The 15,929-nt window shown below is 57.8% G+C and carries 12 protein-coding genes; 9 read left to right on the top strand and 3 right to left on the bottom strand.

What is annotated here, in order from left to right; all coding sequences use genetic code 11:
- Nucleotides 1-40 precede the first annotated feature (40 nt).
- The gene (gene hisC, locus CFBP5473_RS20045; protein WP_027675190.1) at nucleotides 41-1,147 is read left to right on the top strand and encodes a histidinol-phosphate transaminase; all 1,107 of its coding nucleotides are present in this window, start codon (nucleotides 41-43) and stop codon (nucleotides 1,145-1,147) included.
- Nucleotides 1,147-2,076 carry a prephenate/arogenate dehydrogenase family protein gene (locus CFBP5473_RS20040; protein ID WP_027675191.1) on the top strand — a complete coding sequence of 310 codons (930 nt, stop codon included), beginning with the start codon at nucleotides 1,147-1,149 and terminating at the stop codon, nucleotides 2,074-2,076. The genes hisC and CFBP5473_RS20040 overlap by 1 nt, the downstream gene beginning before the upstream one ends.
- 60 nt (nucleotides 2,077-2,136) lie before the next feature.
- On the opposite strand, the gene CFBP5473_RS20035 is transcribed toward CFBP5473_RS20040, so the two are convergent.
- Nucleotides 2,137-3,276, bottom strand: a complete 1,140-nt coding sequence (locus CFBP5473_RS20035) for a CobW family GTP-binding protein (RefSeq protein WP_027675192.1) — start codon at nucleotides 3,274-3,276, stop codon at nucleotides 2,137-2,139.
- 117 nt (nucleotides 3,277-3,393) lie between these two features.
- The gene (locus CFBP5473_RS20030; RefSeq protein ID WP_084631633.1) at nucleotides 3,394-4,431 is read right to left on the bottom strand and encodes a D-alanyl-D-alanine carboxypeptidase family protein; all 1,038 of its coding nucleotides are present in this window, start codon (nucleotides 4,429-4,431) and stop codon (nucleotides 3,394-3,396) included.
- Nucleotides 4,432-4,672: 241 nt separating this feature from the next.
- On the opposite strand from CFBP5473_RS20030, the gene CFBP5473_RS20025 reads away from it, so the two are divergent.
- The 4 genes from CFBP5473_RS20025 to CFBP5473_RS20010 all read left to right on the top strand — a co-directional run bounded on the left by CFBP5473_RS20025 (nucleotide 4,673) and on the right by CFBP5473_RS20010 (nucleotide 9,031).
- Nucleotides 4,673-5,836: a M20 aminoacylase family protein gene (locus CFBP5473_RS20025; protein WP_027675194.1), complete on the top strand. Its 1,164-nt coding sequence runs from the start codon at nucleotides 4,673-4,675 to the stop codon at nucleotides 5,834-5,836.
- 464 nt (nucleotides 5,837-6,300) lie between these two features.
- Nucleotides 6,301-6,966 carry a hypothetical protein gene (locus CFBP5473_RS20020; RefSeq protein ID WP_027675195.1) on the top strand — a complete coding sequence of 222 codons (666 nt, stop codon included), beginning with the start codon at nucleotides 6,301-6,303 and terminating at the stop codon, nucleotides 6,964-6,966.
- 125 nt (nucleotides 6,967-7,091) lie between these two features.
- On the top strand, nucleotides 7,092-8,150 hold the full coding sequence (locus tag CFBP5473_RS20015) for a P1 family peptidase (RefSeq protein ID WP_027675196.1): 1,059 nt from the start codon (nucleotides 7,092-7,094) through the stop codon (nucleotides 8,148-8,150).
- A gap of 17 nt (nucleotides 8,151-8,167) precedes the next feature.
- On the top strand, nucleotides 8,168-9,031 hold the full coding sequence (locus CFBP5473_RS20010; protein ID WP_027675197.1) for a D-amino-acid transaminase: 864 nt from the start codon (nucleotides 8,168-8,170) through the stop codon (nucleotides 9,029-9,031).
- A 24-nt stretch (nucleotides 9,032-9,055) separates the two neighbouring features.
- On the opposite strand, the gene CFBP5473_RS20005 is transcribed toward CFBP5473_RS20010, so the two are convergent.
- Nucleotides 9,056-10,567 carry a serine hydrolase domain-containing protein gene (locus tag CFBP5473_RS20005; protein WP_027675198.1) on the bottom strand — a complete coding sequence of 504 codons (1,512 nt, stop codon included), beginning with the start codon at nucleotides 10,565-10,567 and terminating at the stop codon, nucleotides 9,056-9,058.
- A 180-nt stretch (nucleotides 10,568-10,747) separates the two neighbouring features.
- On the opposite strand from CFBP5473_RS20005, the gene CFBP5473_RS20000 reads away from it, so the two are divergent.
- The 3 genes from CFBP5473_RS20000 (at nucleotide 10,748) to CFBP5473_RS19990 (ending at nucleotide 15,897) form a co-directional block, all read left to right on the top strand.
- On the top strand, nucleotides 10,748-11,785 hold the full coding sequence (locus CFBP5473_RS20000; protein ID WP_027675199.1) for a dipeptidase: 1,038 nt from the start codon (nucleotides 10,748-10,750) through the stop codon (nucleotides 11,783-11,785).
- Between the two features lie 150 nt (nucleotides 11,786-11,935).
- Entirely contained in the window at nucleotides 11,936-14,536 is a 2,601-nt protein-coding gene (gene mprF / locus CFBP5473_RS19995; protein ID WP_027675200.1) for a bifunctional lysylphosphatidylglycerol flippase/synthetase MprF, read from the top strand.
- Nucleotides 14,533-15,897 carry a virulence factor family protein gene (locus tag CFBP5473_RS19990; RefSeq protein ID WP_037170931.1) on the top strand — a complete coding sequence of 455 codons (1,365 nt, stop codon included), beginning with the start codon at nucleotides 14,533-14,535 and terminating at the stop codon, nucleotides 15,895-15,897. Before mprF ends, CFBP5473_RS19990 begins: the two co-directional genes overlap by 4 nt.
- Nucleotides 15,898-15,929: the final 32 nt, after the last annotated feature.

Genomic DNA, 15,929 nt, shown 5'->3' with positions numbered 1-15,929 from the left:
CAGGCCGGATTTCCCGGCGCTTTTCCGAAGGTCGATAAAAATGAGTGCAGAGCTTAACCAACCTGTTCCGCGTCCAGGCATCCTGGATATCGCCGCTTATGTTCCGGGCAAGGAGCATGTGGACGGTGTCGCGAAGGTTTATAAGCTCTCCTCCAACGAGACGCCGCTTGGTGCGAGCCCTAAGGCGATTGAAGCTTTCAAGGCCGCAGCAGCCAATCTGGAAATCTACCCCGACGGACAGGCCGTGGCGCTGCGCCAGGCGATTGCCGATGTGCATGGGCTGAATATTTCCAACATCATCTGCGGCAATGGCTCGGATGAGCTGCTGGGTCTGCTCTGCCACGTCTATCTGGGTGCGGGCGATGAGGCGATCATTACCGAGCACGGCTTCCTCGTCTACAAGATCCAGATCATGGGTGCCGGTGCTATACCTGTTACCGTGAAGGAGACGGATTGCACGGTGGATGTGGATGCCATCCTCGCTGCCGTGACGGAAAAGACGAAGATGGTGTTCATTGCCAATCCCGGTAACCCGACGGGAACCTATGTTCCGGTGGCCGAAATCCGCCGTCTTCAGGCCGGTTTGCCGAAAAATGTCATTCTCGTTCTGGATGCGGCCTATGCGGAATATGTGCGCAAGAACGATTATGAGGCCGGGCTGGAACTGGTTTCCGGCAACGCCAATGTCGTGATGACGCGCACCTTTTCCAAGGTCTATGGTCTGGCTGCGCTTCGCGTCGGCTGGATGTATGGCCCGGCTGCCATCATCGATGCGCTGAACCGAGTGCGTGGCCCGTTCAACATGAACGCGCCTGCCATTGCTGCCGGTGCTGCCGCAATCCGCGATCAGGCCTTCATGCAGCAGGCCGTTACCCATAATCTTCTATGGTCCGACAAATTGACGGCTGCCTTTACCGAACTCGGCCTGACCGTCACGCCATCGGTGACGAACTTCGTTCTCATCCACTTCCCCGATGTGGATGGCAAGCGCGCAGCCGATGCCGACGAATTCCTAAGCCGTCGCGGCTATATTCTGCGTGCGGTTCGTGGGTATGGCTTTGCCAATTCGCTGCGCATGACGGTGGGCTCGGAAGAGGCCAACCTCGGCGTCATCGCATCTCTCAAAGAGTTCATGGGTAAGGCGTGATGGCGGGTTTCATGTTTGAACGGATAACGCTGATCGGCATCGGCCTGATCGGCTCGTCCATCGCGCGGGATATCAAGGAACTCGGTATTGCCCGCGAGGTGGTGATTTCCACCCGCAGCGAAGAGACGCTGAAACGCGCCGAAGAGCTGGCGCTCGGCACCTCCTACGCCATCTCGGCGGCCGATGCGGTCAAGGACGCCGATCTCGTCATCGTTTCGGTTCCCGTCGGTGCATCCGAAGCTGTGACGCAGCAGATTGCACCGCATCTGAAAGCGGGCGCTATCGTGACCGATGTCGGCTCGACCAAGGCATCCGTCATTGCGCAGATGGCACCGCATATGCCGCAGAATGTGCATTTCATTCCCGGCCACCCGCTGGCGGGAACGGAAAAATCCGGCCCCGATTCCGGCTTTGCCGGGCTGTTTCGGGATCGCTGGTGCATTTTCACGCCGTTGCCGGGCACGGATGCGGCTGCGCTGGAGCGCCTGAAAGGCTTCTGGGTCGCGCTCGGCTCACGCGTGGATGAGATGGATGCGGAGCATCACGACAAGGTGCTGGCCATCGTATCTCACCTGCCGCACATCATCGCGTACAACATTGTCGGTACGGCGGATGATCTGGAAACGGTGACGGAATCGGAAGTGATCAAATATTCCGCTTCGGGTTTCCGCGATTTTACCCGCCTTGCCGCGTCCGATCCCACCATGTGGCGGGATGTGTGCCTGCACAACAAGGATGCGATCCTTGAAATGCTGGCGCGCTTCTCGGAAGATCTGGCATCGCTGCAACGCGCTATTCGCTGGGGAGAAGGCGACAAGCTGTTCGAGCTTTTCTCCCGCACCCGCGCCATCCGCCGCTCCATCGTGCAGGCGGGACAGGATGTGGATGCGCCGGACTTCGGACGCCACTCGCTGGACCAGAAGAAATAAATGCGAAAACGGACGGTCGTTTTAAAGAGCGGCCGTCCACTTCATTTACAGGCGTCGTTTTTAGAAACGCATACCGGGAACGGCCAGCGGATTGTCCATCATCGCCTGGCTGTCCGGCCTGTCTATGCCAGCGGTGCCGGTGAAGGCGGAAAAGAGATCTTTCACGAAAGCTTCCGGCAAATCCTTGGTGATCAGCACCATGCGCGTGCGCTTGTCCGCCGGATCCGGCCAGGCGGCAAGACGCTGTGGCGGGTGGAAGATCGATTGCACGCCATGCAGCACAAGCGGCCTTTCGGGATTGTCCGAAAGGGCGACGATGGCCTTCATGCGAAGCAGCTTCTCACCATGCGCGGAGCGCAGCAAATCCACGAACATTTCGATTGCCAGCGGATCGATTGGCCGATCATGCAGAATGGAGAAGGAGCGGATCGAGGCGTTGTGGCGGTTCACATCGTGGTGGTGGTGGTGGTGGTGATCGTGAGAATGGTCATGATGGTGGCCGTGTTCATGATGATCATGCCCGTCGTGAGCGGCTTCCTCGCCAGGCCAGCGGCTCACATCCGCTGTCTTGCTGGAAAAATCATAAAGGCCATTATCCAGCAGGTCCGTGGCTTTCCAGTCCTCCCGGTCGCCATCTTCGATAGAGGCGCGCGGGTTCAGCGCGGAAAGGCGCGCGACGAGCGACGACACCGCATCCGGCTGCGCAAGCTTGCGCTTCGTCAGCACGAGTCGATCCGCGACTGCGACCTGCTTTACCGCTTCCTCGTGATGATCGAGCGTCGATGCGCCATTCACCGCATCCACCACCGTAATCATGCCATTGAGAGCGAAATTCTGCGCGATGACTGGGTTGCCCATGATCGACTGCATCACGGGTGCCGGGTCGGCAAGACCCGTCGTTTCGATGACGACGCGCTTGACCGGCTTCAACCGCCCGGTCTGGATGCCATCCATCAGTTCCGCAAGCGTATCCACAAGCTCGCCGCGCACGGTGCAGCACAGGCAGCCTTCCGCCAGTTCGATGATGCCATCGCCAGAGCGTTCCACCAGCAGATGATCTATGCTGACATCACCGAACTCGTTGATGATGATCGCCGCATCCGACATTGCCGGATCTTTCAGAAGCCTGTTGAGCAGCGTCGATTTTCCGGCGCCCAGAAATCCCGTGAGAATGGAAACCGGTATCCGTTCGAATGCCATGGGGGCACCTTGCATGGTTATATTATTACGTTCTGCCACTGCTTATAGCAGCAAAAATGCCGGGCGGAAGTCGTAATTTCCTGAAGCCGCCCGGCGCATTCTTACCTGACAGCTTGATCAGAAGGCTGGGCGCGGAATCGGGATCGGCACGTTGGCCGCCTGGCTCGCGCCCTTGCCCTTGGTCTCCACCGCCGCAGCAATGGTTTCCGTGCCGGGAATAAGCCCCGCATAGGAATAGACCGGCGGGCGGGTCATTTCGCGCACGTAAGGCGACTTGATGATCATGCGGCCAGCCTCATCGCGGCCTTCGCTGCGCACCTTTGCGGCTTTCGGGTTGCAGATATCCTTGCTGATATCGTTGACGGTCTGCGTATCGCCATAGGGTGCCAGCGAAGCAAGCGATACACCCTGACCGGCAGGCGATGTCAGGCCCATCTGGAGAAGTTCGGCGGATTCATCGGTGCGTCCGGCAAGGCTATCAGAACCCAGAACCACGGAAACGACCTGTCTTCCATCGCGCTTGGCGGAGGAAACCTGATTGAAGCCGGAGGCACAGATAAAGCCGGTTTTCATGCCATCGGCCCCTTCGAAACGACCAACCAGCATATTGTAATTCGCATAGTTTTTCTTGCCGGTGGTAACGCCTTCCAGCGAAAAGTAACCGGCATAATCCGGGAATTCGCGCTTGATGATGACGGCCAGCACGGCGAGATCACGCGCCGTGGTGTACTGTCCCGCACCCGGCAGGCCATTGGGGTTCACGTAATGGGTGGACGACATGCCGAGACGCGCCGCCTGCGCGTTCATCTGCGCCACGAAATTTTCCTGCGTGCCGCCAATGGTTTCGGCAATGGCAACGGCAACGTCATTGGCGGATTTGACCAAGAGCAGCTTCAGCGCGCTATCCAGCGTCAGCTTGGAGCCCGGCTTGAAATACATCTTGCTGGCAGGCTGGTCTGCCGCGCGCTTGCTGACGATGACTTCCGTATCCGGGCTGAGCTTGCCGGATTTCATTGCGCTGAAAGCGATATAGGCCGTCATCAGCTTGGTGAGAGAGGCCGGATACCATTTGCGGAAGGCTTCCTGATGGGCAATGACCTTGCCTGTCTTCACGTCCACCACCATCTTGGGGTTGGCGTGAGCGAAAGATGTCATGGCCAGAACGCCGGCTGTAAGAGCGGCAACGGTTTTAACGAGCCGCCCGGCGGCACGGTGGGTTCTGCGTTCGTCTTGCAAGGGCTATCCTCGAATTCCCGTCTTTTTCGGGATTTTGCAATATTCACCATATATGTCCTAGCAATGGCAAAGTACATTGATTGCGTCAATTATGCGGCGCAATATCCACCGCGCCTTAGCACGATCAATCACACTGCCGTTGGAAGTCAGGAATTACAGAATGCCGATCTTGAACAGAGCCGCCGAATTGCAACAGGAAGTCAGCGAATGGCGGCGGCACCTTCATGAAAATCCGGAAATTCTCTACGAGGTGCACGACACGGCAGCCTTCGTTGCCGAAAAGCTGAAATCCTTCGGCGTAGACGAGATCGTGACCGGCATCGGCCGCACCGGCGTTGTGGGCGTCATTCATGGCCGCAACCGCGATGGCCGCACAATCGGCCTGCGCGCCGATATGGACGCGTTGCCAATCGTGGAAGAAACCGGCAAGCCATGGGCCTCGAAAACGCCCGGCAAGATGCATGCCTGCGGCCATGACGGGCACACCGCCATGCTTCTGGGCGCTGCGAAATATCTCAGCGAAACGCGCAATTTCGATGGTTCCGTCGCCGTCATCTTCCAGCCTGCCGAAGAAGGCGGCGCGGGCGCGCTCGCCATGGTTCAGGACGGGCTGATGGACCGTTTCGGCGTGGATGAAGTTTACGGCATGCACAATATGCCGGGCATCCCACTCGGTGCCTTCGCCATCCGCAAGGGCGGCATCATGGCGGCACCGGACAAGTTTTCCATCACCGTGAAGGGTCACGGCGGCCATGCGGCGCAGCCGCACCGCACGGTGGACCCCATCACCATCGGCGCGCAGATAGTCAGCAATCTGCAGATGATCGCATCCCGCAATGCCGACCCGATCCGCTCCGTCGTCGTCTCCGTCACCCGCTTCCAGGCGGGTTCCAGCCACAATATCATTCCCAACGAAGCCGTGATCGCCGGTACCGTCCGCACGCTGGACGAAGATGTGCGCGATATGGCCGAAGCGCGGATCAAGCAGATGGCGGAAGGCATAGCGCTTGCCAATGGCGCGGAGGCAGAGGCCGTCTACGAACGCTACTGTCCCGTCACCGTCAACCACGCCACGGAAACCGACCACGCCATCCGCATCGCACGCGAGGTGGTGGGCGAAAACAACGTGGATCCGGATGTCGATCCATCCATGGCAGGCGAAGATTTCTCCTACATGCTAAACGAACGCCCCGGCGCCTTCATCTTCCTCGGCAATGGCGATAGCGCGGGGCTGCATAACCCAAGCTACGACTTCAACGACGAAGCCATAAGCTACGGCATTTCCTATTGGGTAAAGCTGGTGGAGCAGCGCCTGGGCAACTGACACCGAAATCTTGGCAGATTACCCACCGCCTGCGCATAACGCGGTTGATCCTTAAGGATCGCTTTGTTACAAGCGCAGGCGTGTGTCCACGTAGCTCAGCAGGATAGAGCACAGGATTCCTAAATGAAATTGGGGGTCGCGCCCGGAAACGACGCGATCGATCTGCTCAAAGTCGGGGAACGCTTCGTTGCACTTGCAACATGCCAATCCCGAGCCAAGCTTCGGAGAAATCCGTTGAAGGTGTAGAGACTGGATGGGCAGCACCTAAAGGCTTCGGCCCATGGTGAAGGGACAGTCCAGACCACGAACGCGCCCGTTTAAGGACGGGACGGCGGCGAAAGCCGAAGTGGTATGAATCCTGGGGTCGGAGGTTCGAATCCTCTCGTGGACGCCAATTTTCCTGCGTTACGTTCGGCGGGACGAGACAAAATTATTGCGATATCATTATTTAAGAAAGAAATTTGATGGCTGAAGTGCCTGATTTATCTATCAGTCCTCAACTTCTGGGCTCGCTCGTAGCAGCCTCCACAGCATTTACGATATGGATTCTCGGCCAATTTATCGCGATTTTTGCGGGCTTCCGGAAGAAAGCTAAAGAAAAGGAGAAGTTTGTACGCTCGCTCTATGCTGAGATAGATTTTAACACGACCGATATGTCAATCTTTCTCGCTTCACCCATATCTTACGAAACGTTCCGGGAGCGGGTTAGAGAGAACCCGGAATTCACGCCTCATATCACCGACGCGCGTCACACGCATATCTACATGAAAAACATAGATTCCATCTCCGCCACAGGAAGTGAATATGTCGGAGACGTCGTCTATTTTTATGGGGTTATGGACAAAATAACGTCCAAGATAGATGGCATCTATCTCAAAAGTTTCACCAATATATCGCTGGAAGGTAAGGAAGGCATCATCCGTAGCCTTTATGATCACGCGGAAGAAGCAAAGCTGACCGGCGAGAATCTTCTCAAGACCATGGAGAAGCGATACAAGAACTATAAGCTTAAACGGAAAAACAGGGCTTTCGGCCTTCCAAAAGCTGAAAAGGAAACGCTGGAACAGCGTTATGCTTCATTTCAGTCACAATACGATAGGATCAGGGCCGAGCATGAGATGAAATCCTAGTTAAACCTAGAGTTTATATGCCACTTGTATGTTCCTATGTCAACATTCGGGAGGTCAACGCGTCCTGAAGCAGATGGTCCGATACTGATTATCTTTGCGATTCAAAAAATACCGAGTGACCTGAAATGCCAACTTCCTCCCGTCCAAGATTGCGCGATCTCGGTTTTGTTCCCGGACATTTCCCGACAGGTCCATTGAACGCAATCACCGATGTTGCGAATGTTAGCGTTGGCCACTCGACCGTGGTGGAGGGAGATACGATCCGCACCGGTGCGACTGCGATTTTTGCTCATGGGGGCAATCTGTTTCAGGATAAGGTGCCTGCGGCGCTGGCTGTTTATAACGGGTTTGGCAAGTTCGCAGGTGCGACGCAGATCGAGGAATTGGGGGAGATCGAGACGCCGGTCTTGCTTACCAATACGCTGGCGACAGGACGGGCGATTGAGGCGATCAATCGGTATACGCTTGGCTACTCCGGCAATGAGAAAGTCGTTTCTCTGAACGCTGTGGTGGGCGAGACGAATGATTCCCGGTTGAACGATATTCGTGCAGGCCGCCCGAGCATCGATGAGATCGGCGTAGCGTTGGCTGCGGCGAAGGGTGGCGCGGTCGAAGAAGGATGTGTCGGTGCTGGCACTGGCACTGTAGCCTTCGGCATGAAGGGTGGGATTGGTACCAGTTCGCGTATCATTCAGATTGCGGGAGCGGATTATACGCTCGGCGTGCTGGTTCAATCCAACTATGGCGGCCATCTTCTGGTGTGCGGCAAGCCGTATCAGAGTCCCGACCATCTCGACAAGGATGGCTCCATCGTCATCATCATTGCGACCGATGCGCCGCTTTCTTCGCGCAATCTCAAGCGATTAGCAGCGCGTGCCTTTGGCGGACTGGCACGCACCGGGGCGGCTCTGAGCAATGGTTCCGGTGATTATGCGCTGGCTTTTTCAACCGCCGAAGAGGTGCGGCGCACGCCGCAGAGGCGAAAGAAGCTGCACGCCTATCCCGAACTTTCCAACGACATGATTTCGCCCCTGTTCGAAGCTGCGATAGAAGCGACGGAGGAAGCGATTCTCAATTCTCTTTGCGCGGCAACCGATATGACTGGTTTCGACGCGGCGAAGGGCAGAGCATCGCAGTTTTCCGCCATATCCCTCGACGCGCTGAAAGCGCTGTCCAAAGCCTGACATTCAAAGGAAGCACCATGTCCCAAGCCGCCCGCACCGTTTATATCAATGGCGAATTTCTGCCGGAGGCCGAAGCCCGCATTTCGGTTTTCGACCGCGGCTTTCTGTTCGGCGACGGCATTTACGAAGTGACATCGGTTATCGATGGAAAGCTGATCGATAGCGATCTGCACATGGCGCGGCTGGAGCGCAGCGTCGGCGAAATTGGCATTCGCTTGCCGGTGACGACGCAGCAAATCGTGGAGGCTGAGCGCCGTCTCATTGCCGAGAACGATCTTACCGAAGGCATGATCTATCTTCAGGTTACGCGTGGCGCGGAAGACCGCAACTTCCTGTTTTCCGCCGATCTTCAGCCAACACTCGTCATGTTTACGCAGGCGAAGAAGCTGCTGGGCGGCGCGGTGGAGCAGACGGGGATTGCGGTGAAATCCGTGCCGGACCAGCGCTGGGAACGCCGCGATATCAAGTCTGTCTGCCTGCTGCCGCAGGTTCTGGCCAAGCGCATTGCCAAGGAGCATGGCTGCGATGAGGCATGGATGATCGAAGACGGTTTGGTGACCGAGGGTGCGTCCTCCACGGCCTACATCATCACCGGTGACGGCAAGCTGGTGACACGCGCAAACAGCAACAAGACGTTGCCCGGCTGCACCCGCCACGCGGCACTTCAACTGGTAAAGGAAGCGGGCCTGACACTGGAGGAACGCGCCTTTACCCTTCAGGAAGCACTGGAAGCCAAGGAAGCCGCGCTTACCAGCGCCTCCAATTTCGTGGTCTCGGTCACGAAGATCGATGGCAAGCCCGTCGGCGACGGCAAGCCCGGCCCGCTGGTGAGCCGACTGCGCGAGCTTTACCTCGAGAATGCGAAAGGCACGGCGATCTGATTGTCATTTCGGCGGGTTCTTCTTTTAAGCCCGCCGATACTCGATCATTCTTGCGCGGCTGGAAACCAGTTCCAGCCGGTCTTTCGAGAGCAGGTTGAGGCAGATGCGTTTCGTCCAGGGGCCGTCATGCAGGGTGAAGAGGTAGCGACCGTTGCCGAGTGCGCTGAGGGGCATTGTGTGGCGGATGGGGCCGGTGCCCATGGTGAGTGCGCCGTCCGCGATCTCGAATTCCGCGCCTTCGGGCGAGCGCCAGCGGCCGGATAGCGTTTCGGGAATGTCCTGATGGGGCACGGCTGGAAGAAAGCGGCGGGGGGCGTGGCCTGCCTCGCCGATGATTGCTTTGCCGTCCATCCGCAAGTGCATGGGGGAAGAGGCGGAGCGTGAGGAGAGCCAGCCATCGGCATCCTCATAAAGCGTGTCTTCCGCATCGAGAAAGATGCAGGAGCTGCCCTTGATTTCCAGCCACCATGGACCGGTTTCAGTGACGTAAAGCCCATCCGGCAAGGCTGCGGACGGTTTTGGCAGGGTAAGGCCGGTGAGCGCCGCCATGCTTTCGAGAGCGATCTTGAAGCCATTGGTGTCTTCACGATTGGAGACGACGACGAAACCGGTGCCGTTTTCCGGGTCTAGCAGAAAATAGGTTTTGTAGCCGGGATGGGAGCCACCATGGCCGATGAAGCGGCGGTCCTCAAGATACGACCAGCGCAGGCCGAGCCCGTATTCGCTCATTCTGCCATCGGCAAGCGGGCGCGGTGCGGACATATTTTCCAGCACGCCTTCGAAATCCTGCTCGCCTTTCAGCAGGCATTGCAGCCAGAAAGCCAGTGCTTCGGCGCTGCCCGCTAAACTGCCTGAAGCCGAGATGTGCAGGCCAGCAGCGGAAAGCTGCCAGCCGCTTTCGGATTTCCAGTATCCCGGCGCCAGACCGCGCACGGGGTCGTTCCAGACATCGGGCGCCTTGAGGAAGATATCGAGCGGACCAGCGATACTTTGTTGCACGAAATCGTCGAAGCGGAGCCCTTTGCGCTCCAGCGCCGCCTCGACGAGGCGGTACCCCGTATTGGAATAGGAAACCTCGGTTCCTGCGGGAAAATTCAGGCGATCCATACGTGACACATAGTCCAGCAGCGGGCCGGCCTTCGTCTCGGTGTAGACGGAGAGGCCCAGCAGCGACAGGCATTCACGCACATCCGGCAGACCGCTGCTCATGTCCAGCGCCTGACCGACGGTGACGTCTCGCAGGGGAGATTGCAGCTCTTCCAGATGCATGCCGAGTGGGTCATCGAGACCGATCACATCCGCATTGGCCAGTACTATGGCGCAGAAGACATGCTTGGTGACGGAGGCATAACGCACGACGCTTTTTGCCGAGAAGGGCGTGAATGTGGACAGGCTCTCGACGCCGCCTGAATGGGAGAAGCGAATGCCGGACGCATCGAAGCCGATCACTGCGCCGCCCGGTTCGCTGCCCGTCCAGTTGGAAACGAAGCCTTCTGCGACTTGCGAGGCGGCGGCCCAATCGATGGTCATCGGCATGTCATTCTCTTCCTATTTGCCCTGCCAAAATGGCGGACACCTATTCTTGCATTGCATTTGCACCTATCTGGGGGATAGAGCCTTCTCTTGTTAACTGGAAATGTTCTGCCGGAACAGGTTTTCAGTTAACAAGGGCGTTCTAAAGCAAAGACCGCATGAATATCAGTTGAAAGCGATACGATGACCGACCAAGCCTTAATTCCAGTGTTCGATGGGCATAATGACGTTCTGCTTCGCCTCAAGCTTTCCGGCCACCAAAGCCCGGAGAAACTCTTTCTCGAAGGCGAAAATGTCGGTCACATCGATCTGCCGAAGGCACGTAAGGGAGGTCTGGCGGGCGGCCTTTGTGCGATATACGTACCCTCGCCGCGCGGCACCGATGCCAATGGAGATTTTCTCGCGCCCACCCAGCAGACGGCGCTCAGCGCCACGCTTGGCATGGCAAGCCTGCTGTTTCGCATCGAAGCGCAGTCGAATGGTGGGCTGAAGGTTTGCCGCAGTGCCGCCGATATTCGCAATGCGATGGCAAAGGGTGCATTCGCCTCCGTTTTCCATATCGAGGGCGTCGAAGCCTTCGATGCCGATCTCGATGCGCTCTATGTTCTGCATCAGGCGGGCCTGCGCACACTCGGCCCCGTCTGGAGCCGCCCGAATATCTTTGCCTATGGCGTTCCCTTCCGCTTTCCTTCCACGCCGGATATCGGCCCCGGGCTGACGGAGGCGGGCAAGCGGCTGATCAAGGTCTGCAACGAGTTGAAGATCATGGTCGATCTTTCGCATATGAACGAGCAGGGATTTTGGGACATATCGCGCCTTTCCGATGCGCCGCTGGTCGCCTCCCACTCCAACGCGCATGCGCTGTGCAACCACAGCCGCAACCTGACAGACCGTCAGCTGGATGCCATTCGTGATACCGGCGGCCTGGTCGGCATCAATTTCGGCGTTCTCTTCCTGCGGCAGGATGGCATCAAGAACCCGGATACCGACATTTCCGAACTGGTTCGGCATGTGGAGTACATCGCCAACCGCATCGGTATCGACCATGTGGCGCTGGGCTCCGATTTCGACGGCACGACCATTCCGGCGGCCATGAAGGATGCGGGCGATCTCCAGCTTCTGGTGGAAGAAATGCGCAAAGCGGGCTTCGATCAGGACGCCCTTGAGAAGATTTGCCACGGCAACTGGATCCGTGTTCTGGAGAAGACCTGGGGCGCTTAAACGCGCCCTTCATTCTTTGTCTGTACAGAGCGGCAACGCATTTCAATTTTTTTGCATTAGACAATTGAGTTTTCGCATTTGTGAAAACACAACGAATTACTGTCATAATCCTATGGTTCGCAAAGTGCGATCTGGTTCGTGGAACATTACATGACTGAAAAGAACGACGTGGCACCGATTGAAGAGGCCGAATCCGGCCTTAGCGGGTTTTTCGAGCGTTACAGGCCTCATCTGACATCGATTGCCGTCACCGCCGTTTTCGTCATGATGACGTTTACGATTTACCGCCTGACGGCGGAGGTGCGCTATGACGATATCGTTCTCGCACTTGCCGATACCAGCTGGAAATCGGCCTTCCTGGCGGTGCTGTTTACGGCGCTGAGTTTCGCTGCGCTTATCTGCTACGATGCGAACGCCATCGAATATATCGGCAAGAAGGTTCGCACGCCGTCCGTCATCGCCACCGCCTTCATTGCCTATGCCGTGGGCAACACGGCGGGATTCGGGCCGCTGAGCGGCGGCGCGATCCGCTTTCGCGCCTATTCCCGCCTCGGTTTCACGCCAACCGATGTTGCCCGTGTCATTGCTTTCGTCACGCTGTCTTTCGGTCTCGGCCTGCTTGCCGTTAGCGCGCTTTCGACGCTGGTCGTTGCGCCACGCGTGGCAAGCATCATCGGCATCGATGCCTGGTGGTTGAGAGGCTTCGCGCTTATCGTCATCTGCGTTCTGGCAACGCTGATGTATCTCGGTCGCCATGGCCGGGTCATCCAGATCAAGCGGCTGAAACTGCGGCTTCCCGATAGCCGCACCTCGTCGCGCCAGTTTCTGGTGTCGGCGCTGGATATCGCGGCATCCGCTTCGGTGCTCTACGTGCTTTTGCCGGAAACCAATGTCGGCTGGCCGAGCTTCTTTGCGATTTATGCCACTGCCGTAGGTCTCGGCGTTCTCAGCCATGTTCCTGCCGGTCTTGGCGTTTTCGAAACGGTGATGGTGGCCGGTCTCGGCAATGCCATCAGCCTCGATCAGCTGCTGGGCGGTCTCGTTCTCTACCGCATGATCTACCATGTGCTGCCGCTTCTCGTTGCGATCATCCTGATGCTGATCACGGAAATGAAGCAGTTCGCGGCAAAGCCGGTGATGGCGGATATCGGTTATCTGGCCGGGCGGCTGGCGCCCTCGCTGCTCTCCGCCTTCGCGCTGATCCTCGGCACCATGCTGATCTTTTCGAGCGTGACGCCGACGCCCAACAGCAATCTCGATTTCCTCTCCAACTTCGTGCCGCTGCCGATCATCGAAGCTGCGCATTTTCTCTCCAGCATTCTCGGCCTCGTTCTCGTGGTCGCATCGCGCGGCTTGAGCCAGCGTCTGGACGGCGCATGGTGGGTAGCGCTGGTGGCCGCGATTGGCGGGCTGTTCCTGTCGCTCATCAAGGCAATCGCCGTTTTCGAAGCGATCTTCCTCGGCATCTTCATCGTCGCGCTGTTCTTCAACGTGCGCGCATTCAACCGCCATGCTTCGCTGCTGCGTCAGGCGCTTGGCCCCACATGGCTTGCCGCCATGGCCGTCATCGTGGCCGGTGCCGCAACCATTCTGCTCTTCGTTTACCGCGATACCGATTACAGCCAGACGCTGTGGTGGCAGTTCGAGTTTTCCGAGGAAGCGCCGCGCGGTCTTCGCGCCCTTCTGGGCCTCGTTCTCGCCTCTTCCACGGTTGCGATCTTCAGCCTGTTGCGCCCTGTCATCTATCGACCGGATGAGATTCAGCCGGAGCAAATCGACAGGGCAACCGCCATTGTTGCCAAGCAGGATGGCGCCGACGCCAACCTCGTGCGCATGGGCGACAAGCACATCATGTTCTCCGAAAACGGCAACGCCTTCATCATGTATGGCATTCGCGGGCGTTCATGGATTGCGCTGGCAGATCCCGTGGGTGACGAGAGGGAATTTGCCGATCTGGTGTGGCAGTTCGTGGAAAGTGCGCGTGCCTCCGGCGGTCGTGCGGTGTTCTACCAGATATCGTCCACCGTTCTGCCTTACTGCACCGATGCGGGCTTGCGCGCCTTCAAGCTGGGCGAACTGGCCATGATCGACCTCACGCGGTTCGAGCTGAAGGGCGGCAAGCTTGCCAATCTGCGCCAGTCTCTCAGCCGCGGCGCTCGCGATGGCCTAAGCTTTGCCGTTATCGACAGGGACGGCGTTCCAGCCATTTATGACGAGCTGAAAAGCGTCTCCGATGCCTGGCTGGAACACCATAATACCCGCGAAAAGACCTTCTCTCTGGGCGCTTTCGAACGGAGCTATATCCTCTCCCAGCCTGTTGCCGTGCTCTACAAGGATGGCAAGATCACAGCCTTTGCCAACCTCATGGTGACGGAAACCAAGCAGGAAGTGACCGTGGACCTGATGCGCTTTGCGCCGGATGCGCCGCGCGGCTCGATGGACTTCCTGTTCGTAAGTATTATTGAATATATGCGGGAACAGGGTTACTCCTACTTCAATCTGGGCATGGCCCCGCTTTCGGGCATGTCCAAGCGCGATGCGGCCCCGGTATGGGACCGTATTGGCGGCACTTTGTTCGAACATGGCGAGCGCTTCTATAATTTTAAGGGATTGCGGGCCTTCAAGTCCAAATTCCATCCCAAATGGGAGCCACGTTATGTTGCCGTTTCGAACGGCACGAGTGCGGCATTGGCATTGATGGACGCCACCGTTCTCATCAGCGGCGGCGTGAGAGGAGTCATCGGGAAATGACAGGTCTGAAAAATCTGAAAGCGGCGCTGCTTGCCGCAGCGCTGCTTGCGCCCTTTCACGCTTCCGCGCAGGACGCGAACCAGTATCAGACCGGCATGATACCCGCCGATCACATCCTTCTTCCGGATGGCGATATTACCTCTACCGTGTTTCTGGTATCGGACGGCAATGGTTGGGGTGACGAGGAGAAGAAAGAAGCAGATGCGCTTCTGGAAAAAGGCGCTGCCGTCGTCGGCATCGATTTTCCAGCCTATATCAAGGCGCTCGAGGCCGATGATGACGAATGCATCTACATGATCTCGGATATCGAGCAGCTGGCGCAGGAAATCCAGCGCAAGGCCGGGGTTTCCAATTACAGCCTGCCGATCATTGCCGGTATCGGCGACGGTGGCACGCTTGCTCTGGCCATGATTGCGCAGAGCCCTGCCGCAACGATTGGCGAGGCGGTGGCCGTCGATCCGGTTGCAGGTGTTCCGCTGAACAAGGTTCTCTGCACGCCCGCGACCAAGGACAAGGACGGAGACCGCACGGTCTATGGCCTGACGGACGGGCCGCTGCCAGCGCCGGTCGATGTGCTGTTCACGCCGAAAGCGGACCAGAAAGGCCGCGATCACGTCAACAAGCTGCTGGAATCGCACCCTGATATCGACGTTGCCGAGGTCAAGGATGACCCGATCGTTGCTCTTACGCAGGTTTTGCAGGACCGTATCGATGCCGAACACAACACTGACAATCCGCTTGGTCTGCCGCTGACGGTGCTGGAAGCAAAGCCGACCATGGACACGATGGCTATCATCTATTCCGGCGACGGCGGCTGGCGCGATCTGGACAAGGATGTCGGCGGTTTTCTGCAGCAGGATGGCGTGCCGGTCGTCGGCGTCGATTCGCTGCGCTACTTCTGGTCCGAGAAGAAGCCGCAGGATGTGGCGGACGATCTTTCCCGCATCATCGATACTTATCGCAAGGAATGGAAGGTCAAGAACGTCATTCTGATCGGCTATTCCTTCGGTGCCGATATCATTCCGGCGACCTTCAACAAGCTTGCCGACAAGGACAAGAGCCGCGTCGTGCAGATGAGCCTGCTTTCGCTCTCGCATGAAGTTTCCTACGAAATTTCCGTCAGCGGCTGGCTCGGTGTCTCCTCCGATGGCGCGGAAGATCCCGTCAAGGATCTCGCCACGATCGATCCCAAGATCGTTCATTGTGTCTACGGCACGGATGATGACGAATCCGCGTGCCCCGCGCTCAAGGACAAGGGTGTGGAGCTTATCGGCATCGATGGCGGACACCATTTCGATGAGGATTATGAAGCGCTAACCAAGCGTATCGTTGCCTCGTTGAAAAAACGCCTTCAAAAATGAGCGGCTACATTTGCTGTCGACATATTGAATAC

The sequence above is a fragment of the Agrobacterium larrymoorei genome (assembly GCF_005145045.1).
Taxonomy (GTDB): Bacteria; Pseudomonadota; Alphaproteobacteria; order Rhizobiales; family Rhizobiaceae; genus Agrobacterium; species Agrobacterium larrymoorei.
The sequence above is the reverse complement of the archived record's forward strand: the minus strand, read 5'-3'. Positions and strand labels throughout refer to the sequence as shown.

What these genes read in the sequence shown, in the direction of transcription:
- CFBP5473_RS20020 (WP_027675195.1), top strand. Translation starts at nt 6,301, where the DNA reads ATGGCTGAAGTGCCTGATTTATCTATCAGTCCTCAACTTCTGGGCTCG.
- CFBP5473_RS20015 (WP_027675196.1), top strand. Translation starts at nt 7,092, where the DNA reads ATGCCAACTTCCTCCCGTCCAAGATTGCGCGATCTCGGTTTTGTTCCC.
- hisC (WP_027675190.1), top strand. Translation starts at nt 41, where the DNA reads ATGAGTGCAGAGCTTAACCAACCTGTTCCGCGTCCAGGCATCCTGGAT.
- CFBP5473_RS20030 (WP_084631633.1), bottom strand. Translation starts at nt 4,431, where the DNA reads ATGACATCTTTCGCTCACGCCAACCCCAAGATGGTGGTGGACGTGAAG.
- mprF (WP_027675200.1), top strand. Translation starts at nt 11,936, where the DNA reads ATGACTGAAAAGAACGACGTGGCACCGATTGAAGAGGCCGAATCCGGC.
- CFBP5473_RS20000 (WP_027675199.1), top strand. Translation starts at nt 10,748, where the DNA reads ATGACCGACCAAGCCTTAATTCCAGTGTTCGATGGGCATAATGACGTT.
- CFBP5473_RS20010 (WP_027675197.1), top strand. Translation starts at nt 8,168, where the DNA reads ATGTCCCAAGCCGCCCGCACCGTTTATATCAATGGCGAATTTCTGCCG.
- CFBP5473_RS19990 (WP_037170931.1), top strand. Translation starts at nt 14,533, where the DNA reads ATGACAGGTCTGAAAAATCTGAAAGCGGCGCTGCTTGCCGCAGCGCTG.
- CFBP5473_RS20025 (WP_027675194.1), top strand. Translation starts at nt 4,673, where the DNA reads ATGCCGATCTTGAACAGAGCCGCCGAATTGCAACAGGAAGTCAGCGAA.
- CFBP5473_RS20035 (WP_027675192.1), bottom strand. Translation starts at nt 3,276, where the DNA reads ATGGCATTCGAACGGATACCGGTTTCCATTCTCACGGGATTTCTGGGC.
- CFBP5473_RS20005 (WP_027675198.1), bottom strand. Translation starts at nt 10,567, where the DNA reads ATGCCGATGACCATCGATTGGGCCGCCGCCTCGCAAGTCGCAGAAGGC.
- CFBP5473_RS20040 (WP_027675191.1), top strand. Translation starts at nt 1,147, where the DNA reads ATGGCGGGTTTCATGTTTGAACGGATAACGCTGATCGGCATCGGCCTG.